We start from the raw sequence: 16,079 nt of genomic DNA on the forward strand, positions 1-16,079 counted from the left end.
TCGCGGAACCGTGATCTTGCAACTAAATGCCGGTGTTTCAAGTGGTTTCGCCGTCAGGTCGGCCGTGCGAGAAACAGGTTGTGCCCGCAATGCAATCTTGTCGCGAAGAAAAGCGTTCACGCAACGAAACAGACCGGCACGCATGCGTGCCGGTCTTCCGGTCTTTGCCGCAAGGCTGTGCCCTCACCTGCAAAGGCGCTGCTGGCCCGAATAGGTGGTGTAGGTGCCGGTGCGGGGATTGAAGCTGCGATACCGCGAGGAACAATAGGCATACCACGCCGGGGTCCAGGGCCGCAGGCCGCCGCGATTGACGACCGGAGGCGGTGCGGGTCGGTAGCGCCGGTCACGATAGTCCCGGCGATCGCGATAGCGCCGGTCATTGCGGTACCCCCGGCGATCACGGTAGCTCCAGCCGTCGCGGTAGTTGCGACTGTTCTTGCGAATTCCGCCACCCGGCATCTCGTGCGGATAAAGGTAATCCGGATCGGCATGATCCTCGCGGCCGGGCACCGTCTGGGCGAGGACCACGCCGGCCGGAAGGCCTGTCGCGACACTGCTGCCGTAGCTGCCCCCGGCGGGGCTGGCAAGGGAAGCTGCCGGCAGAACCATCGCGCCGGCGAGGACGGCTGCGAAGACGTGAAACGCGAGATGCTTGAAAACCATGTTTCGGTTCCCTTCAGGACTGCGAGGCGGTTTCGCCATGGAGGCGATGCCAACGTTCAGCTTTGGCCGCTGCCGGCGATGCCAGTCGAACTGGTATTCGGTCGCCGACTGCCATGGCCCGAGGGAATGCCCGGGATGCCGGTTCGGCTTTAGCTTCAACGGACCAGCAGCCAGGAAGGTTCCATCCTTCCTGGCCGTTCGGTCTGATTACCGGCAGACGCGCTGTTCGCCGGAATAGGTGGTGTAGGTGCCGGTCCGCGGATTGAAGCTGCGGTACTTCTCGGCGCAGTAGCGATACCATTCGCCCGAATAGGGCGCGGGATAGGCATCATACTCGACGACCGGTGCTGCCGGGCGGTAGCCGGCGCGTCGGTCGGCCGGGTCGAAATACTCGACGCCGCCACCGTAGTGACGGGGATAGCGCGGATCGTAGATGATCTCGGGCTCTGCCCGCGGGGCGCTCAGCGCGCCGCCGATGATGGCACCGGTGGCAAGGCCGATGACACCCAGGGCGACCGCCGCGCCGACGTCGTTGCCGCGGTGGTTGCCGCCGCGATGGCGACGGTGGCGGAAGGTCTTGTGATGGCCGCCGTGGTTGCGCCAGTTGCGGTGACCGTCACCGGCCTCCGCGACGGAAACCGCCGCCGGCAGAGCCATCGCGCTGGCCAGGGCAACTGCGAGAACGCGGGAGGTGAGACGCTTGAAAGCCATGGGTCAGGTCCCTTCGGGGCTGCGAGAGTGTTTCAGTATCGCGACAATGCCATGCTCAGCTTGAACCCTTCATGAGATGCCCGTTCATCTGGCGTTCAGGTTCGAATTCCCTCCTCGCCGCAGGAAAATCCCCGTCACCCCGGCCCGAAGCCCGTCTCGTGCATCCGGCGGATGCCGAGGCTAGCGACAGAACCGGTAGCGACCCGAATAGGCCAGGAAGTATCCGGTCTCGGGATTGAAGCTGCGGTACTTGCGTGCGCAGTAGCTGTACCATGCTGGCGTCCAGGGGGCGTATCGGCCGCGATAGACACGGCGAACAGGCGGGTCGATGTATTGGGGGCCGCCAAGCGCCTGACCGAGGATGGCGCCGGTCGCGAGACCAAATACTGCCGCCGCGCCGTTGCCGCCATACCCGAAATAGACGCCGCTGCGACGATAGGGGCGGTATCGGCGATGATGCCTGTAGCGCCAGTCCCTGTGCCCCCAATGGCGGGGACGATAGTGCCTGTGGCGGTAATGGTGCCGGCGTCCGCCAACATAGACGAGCGATGCGCCGGGGAGGGCGGGGCGGATGTGGTCGGCCGCTGCAGCCGTGGGCGTTGCCATGTTTGCCGCCAGCGCCATCGCGGTGGCAAGCGTGCCGCCAAGGAGCCAGCGGGCGAGTTTGTGCGGCACAAGGCCGGTTGCCCTTTTCATCGGGATTCCTCCTTCCAGGCCGGTTGACAGTGACCCTTAACGATTGCCTCCAATGTGGCGAGAGGATGACCCGCCATGTCGAGGTGGAAGGCGTGTCCGCGTTGCAAAGACCGCGGTTGCAAGGCAAAAGTCGGAGCAGCCACGCACCCGATGCGCAAGCCAGAAACACGATGACCTGACAATGCCGAGGTGTTCCATGGCCGCATCCGACCGACCGACGACAGACAATCCCGAGGTGGGGTCCGCTCCGGCAGACCGTCCCCAGACGATCCGGCCGACGGATGACGAGGCACGGGGCCTTGCCCGCAAGCTGATGCGGACGGCCCGCTACGGAGGGCTGGCCGTTCTCGATCCGCAGGACGGCTCGCCCTTCGTCTCTCGCGTGGCTCTGGCCACCGAGATGGACGGCACGCCGGTGATGCTCGTCTCGACCCTGTCGCAGCACACCAGGGCCCTGGCCGACGACCGACGTTGCTCGCTTCTCGTCGGGGAGCCGGGCAAGGGCGACCCGCTCGCCCATCCGCGCCTGAGCATCGTGGCCGAGGCGGAGAAGGTGGACGCGGGCGATCCGGCCCTTGCCGATATCCGCCGCCGCTACCTGGCCCGGCATCCGAAGGCGAAGCTCTATGTCGATTTCCCCGATTTCGCGTTCTACCGGGTGCGCCCGGTGCGCGCGAACCTCAACGGCGGCTTCGGCAAGGCCTATCTGCTCTCGCCACGGGATCTTCTGGTCGAGAGTGCGGGGCTGGCCGGGCTCGCAGCGATGGAGGCCGGGGCAATCGCGCATATGCACGAGGACCATCTTGATGCCGTGCAGCTTTATGCCGAAAGGCTTGCCAAGGCCGGCGAGGGGGCATGGCTACTGTCGGCGATCGATCCGGAGGGGCTCGATTTCGTCGACGGCGACAAGGTCGCCCGGCTCGTTTTCTCACCGCCGCTGGAAAGCGCGGGGGACCTGCGTCCTCGGCTGGTCGCCCTTGCGAAACAGGCAAGGGGTGTTGAATGATCACCCTTGCACGCATTTGAACCGCCCGGGATTCGCCGGGCCGAACCGGGAAGAGGGTGCCGGACAGGGATGGCCGAGATATTGAACGCCGACAGCAGGATTTGTGACAGCACGGTCGGGCGCACGGCCATCCTCGCGGGACGGGGGCGACAGGCCGCACGACTGCTGGCCGGCATGCTCGCCGCCGCTGTGCTGCTTGGTGCCGGGCCGGCCGCAGCCTACCGGCTGGAATCCTTCAAGGACCGACTGTTCGACTATCCGGGCCTGCTCGCGGGAAAGCCGGACGACGCCTTCGTCATCGTCGACTATGACAAGCGCCGCGACATCCACCGGCGGGACAAGGTGTGGGAGCGCGAGGTTTTCGGCGAATACGTGTCGATGAAGCCGAGCAGCACCCAGGAGGATCTGACCCTGCAGGCGAACGGGCGGACGATCTCCTACATGCGCGTCGGCGAACCGCGCGGCGCCAAGGCGGTGGTGATCTATGTGCACGGCCAGGGCGGAAACCGCTTCCAGGGGATGAACGACGTCAGTTTCGGCGGCAATTTCAACCGGATCAAGAACCTGATGGTGCGCAATTCCGGGCTCTACATCACGCTCGACGTGAAGGATTTCAAGGAGCGGGGCGCCGCCGACGTCAAAGCATTGATACAGCATTACACGCAGCGCTCGCCGGGTGCGCGGGCCTATGTCGCCTGCGGCTCGATGGGGGGCTTCCTGTGCTGGCGGCTGGCCCAGGACAGCGGCGCGGCGCGGATGATGGGCGGCATCCTGCTGATGGGTTCGACATGGGACGAGGGCTTCTTTTCCAGCGCGACCTTTCGCGCGGGAGCGCTGCCGATTTATTTCGGCCATGGCAGCTGGGACGAGGTGTATGACTGGAAGCGGCAGGCGAAGTTCTTCGAGCGGCTGAAGGCGCGCGCACCGAAATATCCGGCGCGCTTCACCCTGTTCGAGACAGGCACCCACGGTACTCCGATCCGGATGACCGATTGGCGACTGATCCTCAACTGGATGTTTGCCGTAACCGGCAGGTAGGTACCCGCGTCCTCGTCTTCCGTGTTCGGCGGCAGGGGCGGGCGGGCCTCACAACAAACCGGGAGCCTTGCAAATGCTCGCCATAACCTCCGTCTACGCCGCGGTGTTCGCGCTGTTCTTCCTGTTTCTCAGCGCCCGGGTTGCCCGATGCCGGGCGAAGACGCTGACGGCCCTTGGCGATGGCGGCCACCCGGAACTGTTGCGACGCATCCGCGTCCAGGCCAATTGCGCCGAGTATGGTCCGCTGGCGTTGTTGCTGATGGGTATGTCGGAAATCCAGGGCGCGCCCGGCTTGCTCGTCCATGGGCTGGGCGCGGCGCTGCTCGGCGGACGGCTTCTGCACGCCTACGGGCTGTCGCAAGTCAAGGAGCGCCTCGTCTTTCGGGTCAGCGGCATGATCCTGACATTTTCCAGCATATCGATTGCCGCGCTGACGCTGCTGTGGCTGGCGTTCGGCTGACATGAAAACCGCCCCGGACGGGGCGGTTTTCGATCGCGCGCGGAGTATCGGAAAGGCCTACTCGGTGCCCTGAATGGCGGCAAGGATCCATTCGCCGCCCTTTAGGCGGCGGAAGGTCCACAGTTCGGCGCTTTCCTGAGGTTCTTCCAGGCTGCCGGAGAGAACCTGACCGGAGTTGCGGTCGAGGACGGCGTCGATGGCGGAGAAGCGCATGGCGACCGTCGCATAATCGTCTTCGCCTTCGCTCCACGCCTCCGACAGGTCACCCTGCAGAAGCTTCACGTCCGAGACGCTGTTGCGCTTGCCGGCGGAGGCAAGCTCGCCCAGTTCCTCTGCGAGGAAAGACATGGCCTCGGGCGTCGTCAGACGGCGCAGTGCGGCGTAGTCCTCGCGTCCGTAAGCTTCCTGAACTTCGCCAAGCATCTCCTCGAAGCGGTCGAAATCGGCTCCGTCCAGCTCGAGGGGTGTTTCCATGACCGGGGCCTGCTGGAACGGGGCGGCCGCGCCGCTGCCCGTCCCCATGGCGGCACCAGTGCCGCCGGCGCCGCCGAAGCTGAACGGGGTGCGTGTCGCATCCCCGGGGTTGCCGCCGAAATCCGGGCGGGAGCCGCCGGCCGCCGCGGCTGCCGGTTGCTGGCGCCGGGCGCCGAAGAAGCGCATCGCCAGGACGACGAGGAAGCCGATCAGGGCCACCTGCAGGATCAGCCCGAGGAAGCCGGCAAAACCGCCGAGGCCGCCGCCGAAGAGCATGCCCAGCAGGCCACCCATCAACAGGCCGCCGAGCAAGGCGCCACCCATGCCGCCGAAGAGGCCACGCGAGGGCTGCGCCGCCTGCTGCTGACGGGCGGCGGCGCCGGGCACTGCCTGCTGGCCCTGTGCTGGCTGCGGCGTCATCGTGCGCTGGACCGGCGAGGCGGTGCCGGGGGCGGTGTTGGTCGGGGCGGGGGCGGAAAAGGTGCGGGCGCCGCGGCTGCCGAAGCCGCTGCTGCCGGCTCGCCGGGCTTCGGCAAAATCGACGGCGGCAAAAAGGGCCGCGATTCCAAGGGCAATAACGGCTGTCGTCTTGCGCATCCGGCGGGCGGCAGCTTGCATCAGGGATTTCCTCCACGAGGTTCAGGTCGAGAACAACGACCGTCATATGGGAGGCCGCCGGGCGCATTGCCAGCACGAACGACGCTTCTTTCTACTTGTTTCCGCAGGAAAAAAGGGCAGCACCATCCGGTGCTGCCCCTTTCCGTCCATTGCCGGCGGTTTTCTCAGTCGGCGCGGCGCAAGCCGATGGACGGGGTCACTTCCAGACCACGTCGTTGTTGCGGACGGTGATGGTCGTCGTGTTGCAGTAGTCGACGTCGGTGTCGACGAAGGTGCCGTCGGTGAACTCGATGCGCGTGCGTACCGTGCAGTCGCCTTCATTGGTGCCGAAATCCATCTCGAAGACTTCTCCCGGCGCGATGATCTCTTCCAGCCAGTTGTCGCTCCACGTTCCGTTTTCCTGAGTGCGGAAGGTGGTGACATTGGCGGTCGAGCGGTTTTCGAGGTTGAAAAGCCACTCGGTCGCCCGGGCCCCGCCGGGGACGGAGACGGCGAGGGCGGACACGGTAAGGAATGCGGCAAACACCAGCTTGTGCTTCATCTGAAGACCTCAGGAAAAGGCGCGGCCCAATCGCCGGCGGGCGACGATACAGCCGCGCCTGAAACCTGAGAAGCCGGATTATTTTTCCTCGTTCAGACCTTGCCCCAGCCACCTGCTGTCGGGGTTATGACGGTGACCGCCTCGCCCGCCTTCAATACCGTCTGGTCGCAACCGGCCAGTTCCTCGATCGTGCCGTCGAGACGGCGCACCAGGGTCTGCCCGAGTTGCCCGTCCTCGCCGCCCTCCATGCCCTTGGGGGCAATGGTGCGGTGCGAGGAGAGGATCGCCAGTTCCATTTCCTCAAGGAAACGGATGGTACGCTTGGTGCCGTTGCCGGCCGACCATTTGCCCTTGCCGCCAGAGTGCTCGCGAATGTGAAAGTCCTCGAGCAGGACGGGGTAGCGGAACTCGAGCACTTCCGGGTCGGTCAGGCGCGAGTTGGTCATGTGCACGTGAACGCCGTCGGTGCCGTTGAAGCCGGGGCCTGCAGGCGAGCCCGAGCACAGCGTCTCGTAGTACTGATAGGTGTCGTTGCCGAAGGTGAGGTTGTTCATCGACCCCTGGCTGTTGGCCATCGCCTTCAGCGCGCCGAACAGGGCGTTGGTGACGTGCTGGCTCGTTTCCACGTTGCCGGCAACGACGGCGGCCGGGTAGGTGGGCTTGAGCATGCAATTGTCGGGGATGACGATGTGGATCGGGCGCAGGCAGCCGGCGTTCATCGGGATGTCGCCTTCCACCATGACGCGGAAGCAGTAGAGGACGGCCGCCCGGGTCACCGGTTCGGGCGCGTTGAAGTTGTTCGGCTTCACCTCGCTGGTGCCGGTGAAATCGACGGTCGCCTCGCGCTTTGCCTTGTCGACCGTGATCTTCACCCTGATCTCCGAACCCTGGTCGGTCGGATAGGTGAACTCGCTGTCGCTCAGTGCCTCGATCACCCGGCGCACGCTCTCCTCGGCATTGTCCTGGACATGGCCCATATAGGCCTGCACCACATCGAGGCCGAAATGGGCGACCATCTTGCGCAGTTCCTTGACGCCCTTCTCGTTGGCGGCGATCTGCGCCTTCAGGTCGGCGACGTTCTGGGTGACGTTGCGAACCGGCCAGGCATGGTCGGTGAGAACCTCGACAAGCGCCTCCTCGCGGAAGCGGCCGCGGTCGACGAGCTTCAAGTTGTCGATCAGCACCCCTTCCTCGTCGACGGTGGTGGCGCGCGGGGTCATCGAACCCGGCGCCGAGCCGCCCACATCGGCATGGTGGCCGCGGCTCGCCGCCCAGAACAGGATCTCGATGCCGTCATCGTCGAAGACGGGCGAGACGACCGTGATGTCGGGGAGGTGAGTGCCGCCATTATAGGGGGCGTTGAGCGCGAAGACGTCGCCTGGCGCGATATCGCCGGTGTTCAGCTTGATGACGGTCTCGACCGAGCGGTCCATCGAGCCCAGATGCACCGGCATGTGCGGTGCGTTGGCGACCAGCGCGCCGGAGGCATCGAAGACGGCGCAGGAGAAGTCGAGCCGTTCCTTGACGTTGACCGAATAGGCGGTGTTCTGGAGCGTCACGCCCATCTGCTCGGCGATGGACATGAACAGGTTGTTGAAGACCTCCAGCATCACCGGGTCGGCCCTGGTGCCGATGGCTTCTGCGCGTGCGAGCTTTTCCACGCGCTTCAGGACGACATGGTCCTTGGCGGTGATCGCCGCCTGCCAGCCCGGCTCGATGACGATGGTCTGGTGCGGTTCGACGATCAGGGCCGGACCGGTGACGGTGTTCCCGGGCTTGAGGTCGGCGCGGGCGAAGAAGCCGGACTTGTGCCAGGCGCCGTCCGCGAAGATCTCGCCGGTGTCGGTCGGCTCGGGCGAACCGGAGGCAAGCGGCAGGTCGGCCTCGTCGATGCCGGAGCCGCCGCCGACGGATTCCACCTCGAGCGCCTCGACGACGATCGGCTTGTTCTCGTAGACGAAGCCGAACTGGGCGCGGTGGGCATCGGCGAAGGCATCCGTCATCGCGGGAATGTCGCCCTGAACATAGGGAACGGCGATGGGCGTGTCGGTGCCCTCGTAGCGCAGCAGGGCGCGCGGCAGGTCGCGGACCCCGTCTTCGGGAACGCCTTGGCCGGTAACCTCCGCGCGGGTCTCCTTGCGCAGCCGGGTTGCCAAAGCCTCCAGATCGGCGAGCATGGATGCTTCCAGTCGCCGCACGACCGCCTGCTGGCGGGTGGCGCGGATGTCGGCAAGGCCCATGCCATAGGCGGAGAGAATGCCGGAAAGCGGATGGACGACGACCGTCGTCATGCCGAGGCTGTCGGCGACGGAGCAGGCATGCTGGCCGCCGGCGCCGCCGAAGCAGGTCAATGCGTATTCAGTGACGTCATAGCCGCGCTGGACGGAGATTTTCTTGATCGCGTTGGCCATGTTCTCGACGGCGATCTTGAGGAAGCCGTCGGCGACCTCGGCCGCCGTGCGGCCATCACCGATCTCTTCGGCCATCGCCTCGAACTTCGCCACCACCGCGTCGCGGTCCAGCGGTTCGTCGCGTCCGGGGCCGAAGATCTTCGGGAAGAAGGCGGGCTGGAGCTTGCCGACCATGACATTGGCATCGGTGACGGCGAGCGGGCCGCCACGGCGATAGCAGGCGGGGCCGGGATTGGCGCCGGCCGAGTCCGGACCGACCTGGAAGCGCCCGTCGCGGTAGTGGAGGATCGAACCGCCGCCGGCCGCCACCGTGTGGATCATCATCATCGGGGCGCGCATGCGAACGCCCGCGACCTCGGTCTCGAAGGCGCGCTCGTACTCACCGTTGAAATGCGAGACGTCGGTCGAGGTGCCGCCCATGTCGAAGCCGATAACGGCATCGAAGCCGGCCATCTTCGAGGTCTCGACCGCACCGACGACACCGCCGGCGGGGCCCGAGAGGATCGCGTCCTTGCCCTGGAAGAGGTCGGCGGCGGTGAGGCCGCCGGAAGACTGCATGAACATCAGCCGGCAGCCGGTGCCCTCGATCTGGAGTTCGCTCGCCACCTGTTCGACATAGCGGCGCAGGATCGGCGAGAGATAGGCGTCGACGACGGTCGTGTCGCCGCGCCCGACCAGTTTCATGAGCGGCGAGACCTCGTGGCTGACGGAGACCTGCGGGAAGCCGACGCGGCGGGCGAGTTCGGCGACCGCGGCCTCGTGCGCCGGGTAGGCATAGGCATGCATGAAGACGATGGCGACCGAGCGGATGCCACTGTCATAAGCGGCCTTCAACTCGGCCTCGACGGCGGCAAGTTCGGGAGCCTGCTCGATGGTGCCGTCGGCGCGCACGCGCTCGGCGACCTCCACGACGCGCTCATAGAGCAGTTCCGGCTTGATGATCTCCTTGGCGAAGATGTCGGGCCGCGCCTGGTAGCCGATCTCCAATGCGTCGCGGAAGCCCTTGGTGGTGACCAGCAGGGTGCGATCGCCCTTGCGCTCCAGCAGCGCGTTGGTGGCGACCGTGGTGCCCATCTTGACGTTGGCGATGTTCTCGGCCGGGATGCGCTCGCCACCCGCGATGCCCATCAACTCGCGGATGCCCTGGATGGCGGCGTCGCGATAGGCTTCCGGGTTTTCCGACAGGACCTTGTGCGCCTTGATGTCACCCTCTGGCGTCCGCGCAACGATGTCGGTGAACGTGCCGCCACGGTCGATCCAGAAATCCCACTTGCCGGTCGTCATCTTGCGTTCTCCGCTGGTCTTTTCGTTTGCGGCTTCGCCTTCGGCGCCACCGTCGTCGATATCGAGATCTCGACATCAACAATTTATCGAGAAAATGTCAATGTTGTTTTGTCTGCTTCCGCCCGAAACGGCGGCCGGGCTGTCCCGGCCGCCGCGTGCTCACGGTCGGTTGCGCATGTTTTCCGGCAGCCAGGTGGCGAGGTCCGGAACGCCGATCAGCAGGAACACCATGGCCACCATGATCGCGAACATCGGCAGGGCCGCCTTGGCGATATAGGTCATCTCGTGCCGGGTCATGCCTTGCAGCACGAACAGGTTGAAGCCGATCGGCGGCGTGATCTGCGCCATCTCGACGACCACGACGATGAAGATGCCGAACCAGATCAGGTCGATGCCGGCGGCGCGCACCATCGGCTCGACAACGGCCATGGTCAGCACCACCGAGGAGATGCCGTCAAGGAAGCAGCCGATGATGATGTAGAAGACGAGCAGGGCCATCAGCAGCTCGAAGCGGGAGAGCTCGAGGCCGCCGATCCAGGTTGCCAGTGCCCGCGGCAGGCCGGTGAAGCCCATCGACAGCGACAGGAATGCGGCGCCCGCAAGGATCAGGGCGACCATCGCGGAGGTCCGGGTCGCGCCCATCAGGCTCTCGCCGAAGGTCTTCCAGGTGAGCGAACCTTGACCCAGCGCGAGCGCAAGCGCACCGACGACACCGATGGCGGCGGCCTCCGTCGCTGTTGCCAAACCGACATACATCGATCCGATGACCGCGAGGATGAGCAGGATCACCGGCAGCAGGAAGCGGGAATTGGCAAGCTTCTCGGCGAAGCTCATCTCGGGCTCGGGCTGCGGATGATAGTCCTTGGAAAGCTTGGCGTAGACGACGATGTAGCCCATGAACAGGGCGGCCAGCACAAGGCCCGGCAGGATGCCGGCCATGAACAGCTTGGTGATCGATTCATTGATCGTCACGCCATAGACGATCAGTGTCAGCGAGGGCGGGATCATCAGGCCGAGCGTCGCGGCGCCGGCCAGGGTGCCGATCACCATCTTCTCGGGATAGTCGCGCTTGCGAAGCTCCGGCACCGACATCTTGCCGACGGTGGTGAGCGTCGCGGCCGAGGAGCCGGAGACAGCGGCAAAGACCGTGCAGCCGACCACGTTGGTGTGCAGCAGGCCGCCGGGAAGTTTGGCCATCCAGGGTGACAGGCCGCGGAACATGTCCTCGGACAGGCGTGTGCGGTAGAGGATCTCGCCCATCCAGATGAACAGAGGCAGGGCGGTCAGCGTCCAGGACGACGAGGCGGCCCAGATCACGGTGATCATGGCATCGCCGGCCGGGCGCGAGGTAAAGAGTTCCATGCCGACGAAGGCGACACCGAGCAGGGCGAGGCCGACCCAAACGCCGCTGCCGAGCAGCAGGAACAGCACGAAGAGGAAGAGGACGATCGGAGCGAAGGTTTCCATGGCGACTTATTCCCCGTGGCTTTGTTCGACGGTGTCGGACCTGATGCCGGGATCGCCGAGGAAAAGGACGCGGACGAGATGGTCCGTCATGGCGATGGCGAGCAGCACAGCGCCGGCGGCCATGGCGGTCTGCGGTATCCAGAGCGGGGTGGCGTCCTGCCCCTGGCTGATGTCGTTGAGCTTGCGTGACCAGTAGACCGCCTTGATCGCGTAGTAAGCGAGATAACCGGCAAGCGCGGAACCGATGGCGAAGCACCACACTTCCAGCCAGCGGCGACGCTCGCCAAGCGCTGAAAGCAGGATGCTGACGCGGATATGGGCGCCCCTGTTGAGCGCGTGGGCGAAGGCGAAGAACGAGGCGGAGGCCATCGCGTAGCCGGCATAGCTGGTGGCGCCGGGGAAAGTCAGTCCCGTCCATCTGGCAATCATCTGCGCGACGATGATGGCCAGGATGGAGATCAGGCACAGGGCGGCAAACACCCCGCCAGTGAAATACAGGCCGTCGAGAAGGCGTCGCAGCCCTCGCCCGAATGCGGTCATGGTCGTGTTCCGTGTGTTTGCCGGTGCTGGCCGGATCCGGTAGTGCCGCTCGCAGGACAACGGACGTGGGCCCGCTTCACCCTTGCGGGAGCGAACGCCAATGCCGGAAACAGGAGGGGGAGCGCCATGGGCTTTGCTCCCCCGTCCCGCTCTGCTTTCGGACAGGTTGCCCCTGCGGGGTTGTGCCGGACCGGTTGTCAGGCAGATGGAGCGGCGATAACGCCGCTTACATCGCCTTGTAGGCGTCGACGATGGCCTTGCCCTTGTCGCCGGCGGCCTTCAGCCATTCCTCGGTCATCGTCTCGCCGACCACGGCGAGGTCGCTCTTCAGCTTGTCGCTCGGCTTCTGCACCTTCATGCCGTTCGACTTCAGGCCGTCGAGGGTGAAGGTGGTGTAGTCCTTGGCCTTCTGCAGGCCTTCCGCCTCGGCGGTGGCGGCGCAGTCGGTGAAGACCTTCTTCGTTGCGTCGTCGAGACCGGCCCAGGTGTCCTTGTTGACCATGATCGAGTTGCGCGGCAGCCAGGCATCGACCTCGTAGAAGTGCGAGACGTTCTCCCAAAGCTTGCTGTCGTAGCCGGTGGCACCGGAGGAAATCATCGACTGGGCAACACCGGTGGCGAAGGCCTGGGAGACCTCGGCCGCCTCGATCTGGACGGGGAGCATGCCGGTCAGTTCGGCGAGCTTGGCGGTGGCGGCGTTGTAGGCGCGGAACTTGACGCCCTTCATGTCGTCGACGGAGTTGACCTCCATGTTGAAATACATGCCCTGGGGCGGCCACGGCACGCTGTAGAGCAGGACGAGGTTCTGGCCGTCGAGAGCCTCTTCCACGGCGCCCTGCGCCGCCTTCCACAGGTTCACGGAAGCGTCGAAGGAGGTGGCAAGGAAGGGAATGCTGTCGATGCCGAACAGCGGATCCTCGTTGGCATGGGCGGAGAGCAGGCGCTCGCCGATCGGTACCTGGCCGGTCTGTACGGCGCGCTTGATGTCGGCGCCGCCGAACAGCGAGCCGCCCGGATGGGTGACGATCTCGATCTCGCCGCCGGTGCCCTTGGTCACGCAGGCCGCGAAGGCGGCGGCATTCTCGGAGTGGAAATTGGTCGCCGGATAGGCGAGCGGCATGTCCCACTTTTCGGCGGCAAGCGCCGGCGTGGCGGCGGATGCGGCAAGAAGCGCGGCGGTTACAATGCCGGTGGTGGTCTTCAAAAGGTCAGTCATCTTCACTCCTCCATGTCTCCGGACCCTGATGTTGTTTTGGGTCCCGGAGTGTTCACGATCTCTGGTCGGTGTCTGGTCCCGGCAGGACGTCGAAGGTCTCACTCTAGACAGCGAAACGCTCCGGCGAATAGGGGGCCAAGTCGATATTCGGCCTGCGACCGCTCACCAGGTCGGCAATCAGCCGGCCGGTCCGAGGACCGCCGGTCAGGCCGACATGATGGTGGCCGAAGGCCATCAGGACGTCGCCATGGCGTGGCGACGGCCCGATCACGGGGATGGAATCGGCCGGCGCCGGCCGGTGTCCCATCCATTGTCTTGTGGAGCGCCAGGAGAGCCCGGGCATCGCCTTGCGCAACTGGCGTTCCAGCAGTTTGAAGGGCGCTTCCGCCGGTCCTGCCTCCAGTCCGCCGAACTCGACGATGCCGGCAAGACGGATCCGGCCCTCCAGCGGCGTGGCGACGAACTTCGCCGAGGCGAACATCGCCGGCGCGCGGGGGAAGCCGCTCGGCTCCTCCAGTTCCAGATGATAGCCGCGCTCGCTCTCCAGCGGGACAGAGATGCCGAGCTGGCGGGCCAGGTCCTTCGACCAGACGCCTGTGGCGAGCACGGCACGGTCACAGTCGAGCGGGCCGCCATCGGTGGCAAGCCCGGCGAGCCGGCCGTTGTCGAAGCGAAAGCCCTCGATGGAGGCGCGCAGCACGCGCCCGCCCAGCGTTTCCAGGTGGGCGGCAAGGTCCTTCACATAGCGGCCCGGATCGCGGATGACGCCATGATCGGAAAGGCGGACGGCGAAGCGGTTCTCGGGTCCGAGCAGCGGATCGTAAGCGGCAACCGCGTCGCCTTCGATCTCCTCCCAGGCAAAGCCGGCCGCACGGCGCAGGTTCCAGCCGAAGGCGTCCGCCGCGAAAGCCGCGCGGTCGCGGTAGACATAGAGGTAATCGGACGGGGCCAGCCAGTGTTCCGCCGGAGTGCCGGCGGCGAGCGCCTGATGGTCCTCGAGGCTGTTGCCGATGATGGGAAAAAGCGCGCGCGAGATGCGGGCGGTCTCCTCCGCCCGGCAATGGGAGAGATAGCGTGCGAGCCAGGGCAACAGGCGGGGCAGATAGGACCAGCGCAGGAAAAGCGGGCTGTCGGGGTCGAGCAGCATCCGCGGCGCCTTGGCGGGCAGGCCGGGGACGGTGACGGGGACCACGGCGCAGGAGGCGAGCACGCCGCCGTTGCCGTGGGAGGTGCCTTCGCCGGGCGCGCTGCGGTCGACAAGCGTGACGTCATGTCCGTCGCGAGCCAGCGAGAGCGCTGTGCTCACGCCGACGATGCCGGCGCCGATGACGACAATCCTCAACCGTTCGCTGCCGTGCTGCTGCACCAAGTCTCTCCCCAGAAGCTTGGCATAAGTGTCATGCGGGCAGGTCTTATTGTCAACGATTTATCGACAAATTGTTTGTAATATTGCCAACCAGTGGCATCTGACGCGGATGCGCGGTGGCCGAACCATGTTGAGGGGCAGTCGAGCAGAGCCCTTGACGCAGGGTTGCCGGAGCGCCCTTTCTGTGAATTCCGGGTGGCATGCCCGACGGGAGGATCGACATGAAAGTTGAAGGCGGCAAGGCGCTTTATGGCGCGGCGGTGGGGATACTTATGCTGGAGGCGCGGTTTCCGCGTATTCCCGGCGATATGGGCAATGCACTGACCTGGTCGTTTCCCGTCCACTACCGGATCGTGCGCGATGCGACGCCCGACCGGGCCGTGCGGCAGGGCGCGCGGGGCCTTCTGGATGCGTTCATCGCCGCCGGGCGGGATCTGGTCGCCGACGGCGTCGACGGCATCACCACCAATTGCGGGTTCCTGTCACTCTTCCAGCGCGACCTGCAGGCGGCGCTGGGCGTACCGGTGGCGGCGTCCTCCCTGATGCAGGTGCCGCTGGTCGACCGCTTGCTGCCTCCGGGAAAGCGGGCCGGCATCCTGACGATCTCGGCCGCCTCGTTGACGACCGCGCACCTGGAGGCGGCAGGCTGCGCGCCGGACACGCCGGTGATGGGGACGGAGGGCGGAAGCGAATTCACCCGCGCCATTCTCGACAACGAGACAAGCCTCGATGTGGAAGCGGCACGTGCCGACAATATCGAGGCGGCGCGCCTCTTCGCCGCGCGTCACCCGGAGATCGGGGCCATCGTGCTCGAATGCACCAACATGGTGCCCTATGCGGCGGATATCCGCGCGGCGACGGGTCTGCCGGTTTACTCCATCGAGAGTTTCGTCACCTGGTTCCACTCCGGCCTCGTCCCCAGGCGGCATGGCTAAGCCCGATGGAGAGTTGCCCCGATGCGGCTGCCTGCCGTAGCTTGGGGAGACATAATCCAGGCGGGAATTTCATGACAGACAGTTCACAGGCCGAAAGCCAGGGCGAAGACATTGCGCGCGGCGGCATCGGCCCGGTCGTTTCAGCGGCCCACCTGGCCTCCGGCGCCATGCCGGCGCTTTCGGAGGTCGAGTTTGCGGTGACGATGATGGTCAACGCCTATCATCGCTGGATGGTGCGCTGCATGGCGGCTGCAGGCGCTCCCGGCATGAGCCCGCTCGACACATTGGTGCTGCACTCGGTCAATCATCGCGGCCGGCCGAAGTCGCTCGCGGATATCTGCCTGGTGCTCAATATCGAGGACACGCACACAGTCACCTACGCGCTGAAGAAGCTCGCAGCGGCCGGTCTTGTCGAGACCGGCAAGCGCGGCAAGGAGAAGACGGTGGCGATCACCCGGGCGGGCGAGAAGACCTGCATGGAATACCGGCGGCTGCGCGAGGCACTGCTGGTCGGGCCTGTGAAGGGGCTCGGCATGGACGAGGTGGAGCTGTCGCGGCTGGCCGCAACACTGCGCTCGGTTTCGGGGCACTACGACCAGGCCGCGCGCGCCGCTGCCGCAATGTAATCCGCACTATCGATCGCGGCCGGGCGC

15 protein-coding genes are annotated in these 16,079 nt (G+C 65.8%); 5 read left to right on the forward strand and 10 right to left on the reverse strand.

Annotation, left to right across the window (positions count from 1 at the left end; genetic code table 11):
* Window positions 1-183: 183 nt before the first annotated feature.
* From RBB46_RS18165 to RBB46_RS18175, 3 genes are all read right to left on the reverse strand, one after another.
* Window positions 184-663 carry a BA14K family protein gene (locus tag RBB46_RS18165; protein ID WP_306030440.1) on the reverse strand — a complete coding sequence of 160 codons (480 nt, stop codon included), beginning with the start codon at window positions 661-663 and terminating at the stop codon, window positions 184-186.
* 207 nt (window positions 664-870) lie between these two features.
* A complete protein-coding gene (locus RBB46_RS18170) occupies window positions 871-1,374 on the reverse strand; it encodes a BA14K family protein (protein WP_306030441.1) in 504 nt (167 codons plus the stop codon).
* A 180-nt stretch (window positions 1,375-1,554) separates the two neighbouring features.
* The gene (locus RBB46_RS18175) at window positions 1,555-2,070 is read right to left on the reverse strand and encodes a BA14K family protein (RefSeq protein ID WP_306030442.1); all 516 of its coding nucleotides are present in this window, start codon (window positions 2,068-2,070) and stop codon (window positions 1,555-1,557) included.
* Window positions 2,071-2,266: 196 nt separating this feature from the next.
* On the opposite strand from RBB46_RS18175, the gene RBB46_RS18180 reads away from it, so the two are divergent.
* The 3 genes from RBB46_RS18180 to RBB46_RS18190 all read left to right on the forward strand — a co-directional run bounded on the left by RBB46_RS18180 (window position 2,267) and on the right by RBB46_RS18190 (window position 4,574).
* Window positions 2,267-3,076, forward strand: coding sequence for a HugZ family protein (locus RBB46_RS18180; protein ID WP_306030443.1), 810 nt, complete (start codon window positions 2,267-2,269; stop codon window positions 3,074-3,076).
* 69 nt (window positions 3,077-3,145) lie between these two features.
* Window positions 3,146-4,114: an alpha/beta hydrolase gene (locus tag RBB46_RS18185; protein ID WP_306030444.1), complete on the forward strand. Its 969-nt coding sequence runs from the start codon at window positions 3,146-3,148 to the stop codon at window positions 4,112-4,114.
* Between the two features lie 73 nt (window positions 4,115-4,187).
* Window positions 4,188-4,574 carry an MAPEG family protein gene (locus RBB46_RS18190; protein WP_306030445.1) on the forward strand — a complete coding sequence of 129 codons (387 nt, stop codon included), beginning with the start codon at window positions 4,188-4,190 and terminating at the stop codon, window positions 4,572-4,574.
* 57 nt (window positions 4,575-4,631) lie between these two features.
* Here RBB46_RS18190 and RBB46_RS18195 read toward each other — a convergent pair whose 3' ends face one another.
* The 7 genes from RBB46_RS18195 to RBB46_RS18225 form a co-directional block, all read right to left on the reverse strand.
* Window positions 4,632-5,666: a TIM44-like domain-containing protein gene (locus RBB46_RS18195; RefSeq protein WP_306030446.1), complete on the reverse strand. Its 1,035-nt coding sequence runs from the start codon at window positions 5,664-5,666 to the stop codon at window positions 4,632-4,634.
* Between the two features lie 196 nt (window positions 5,667-5,862).
* Window positions 5,863-6,207, reverse strand: a complete 345-nt coding sequence (locus RBB46_RS18200; protein WP_306030447.1) for a hypothetical protein — start codon at window positions 6,205-6,207, stop codon at window positions 5,863-5,865.
* 92 nt (window positions 6,208-6,299) lie between these two features.
* On the reverse strand, window positions 6,300-9,902 hold the full coding sequence (locus tag RBB46_RS18205) for a hydantoinase B/oxoprolinase family protein (protein WP_306030448.1): 3,603 nt from the start codon (window positions 9,900-9,902) through the stop codon (window positions 6,300-6,302).
* A 159-nt stretch (window positions 9,903-10,061) separates the two neighbouring features.
* A complete protein-coding gene (locus tag RBB46_RS18210; protein ID WP_306030449.1) occupies window positions 10,062-11,369 on the reverse strand; it encodes a TRAP transporter large permease in 1,308 nt (435 codons plus the stop codon).
* A gap of 6 nt (window positions 11,370-11,375) precedes the next feature.
* Complete coding sequence (locus tag RBB46_RS18215; RefSeq protein WP_306030450.1) at window positions 11,376-11,909, reverse strand: TRAP transporter small permease; 534 nt, start codon at window positions 11,907-11,909, stop codon at window positions 11,376-11,378.
* A 226-nt stretch (window positions 11,910-12,135) separates the two neighbouring features.
* The gene (locus RBB46_RS18220; protein ID WP_306030451.1) at window positions 12,136-13,125 is read right to left on the reverse strand and encodes a TRAP transporter substrate-binding protein; all 990 of its coding nucleotides are present in this window, start codon (window positions 13,123-13,125) and stop codon (window positions 12,136-12,138) included.
* A gap of 103 nt (window positions 13,126-13,228) precedes the next feature.
* Window positions 13,229-14,491, reverse strand: coding sequence for an FAD-binding oxidoreductase (locus RBB46_RS18225; RefSeq protein ID WP_306030452.1), 1,263 nt, complete (start codon window positions 14,489-14,491; stop codon window positions 13,229-13,231).
* A 221-nt stretch (window positions 14,492-14,712) separates the two neighbouring features.
* Between RBB46_RS18225 and RBB46_RS18230 the strand changes: the two genes are divergently transcribed.
* Window positions 14,713-15,426, forward strand: a complete 714-nt coding sequence (locus RBB46_RS18230) for an aspartate/glutamate racemase family protein (protein WP_306030453.1) — start codon at window positions 14,713-14,715, stop codon at window positions 15,424-15,426.
* 71 nt (window positions 15,427-15,497) lie between these two features.
* Window positions 15,498-16,052 carry a winged helix DNA-binding protein gene (locus RBB46_RS18235; RefSeq protein WP_306030454.1) on the forward strand — a complete coding sequence of 185 codons (555 nt, stop codon included), beginning with the start codon at window positions 15,498-15,500 and terminating at the stop codon, window positions 16,050-16,052.
* Window positions 16,053-16,079 lie beyond the last annotated feature (27 nt).

It is taken from the genome of Stappia sp. MMSF_3263, from assembly GCF_030733745.1.
In the GTDB taxonomy this organism is placed as follows: Bacteria; Pseudomonadota; Alphaproteobacteria; order Rhizobiales; family Stappiaceae; genus Stappia.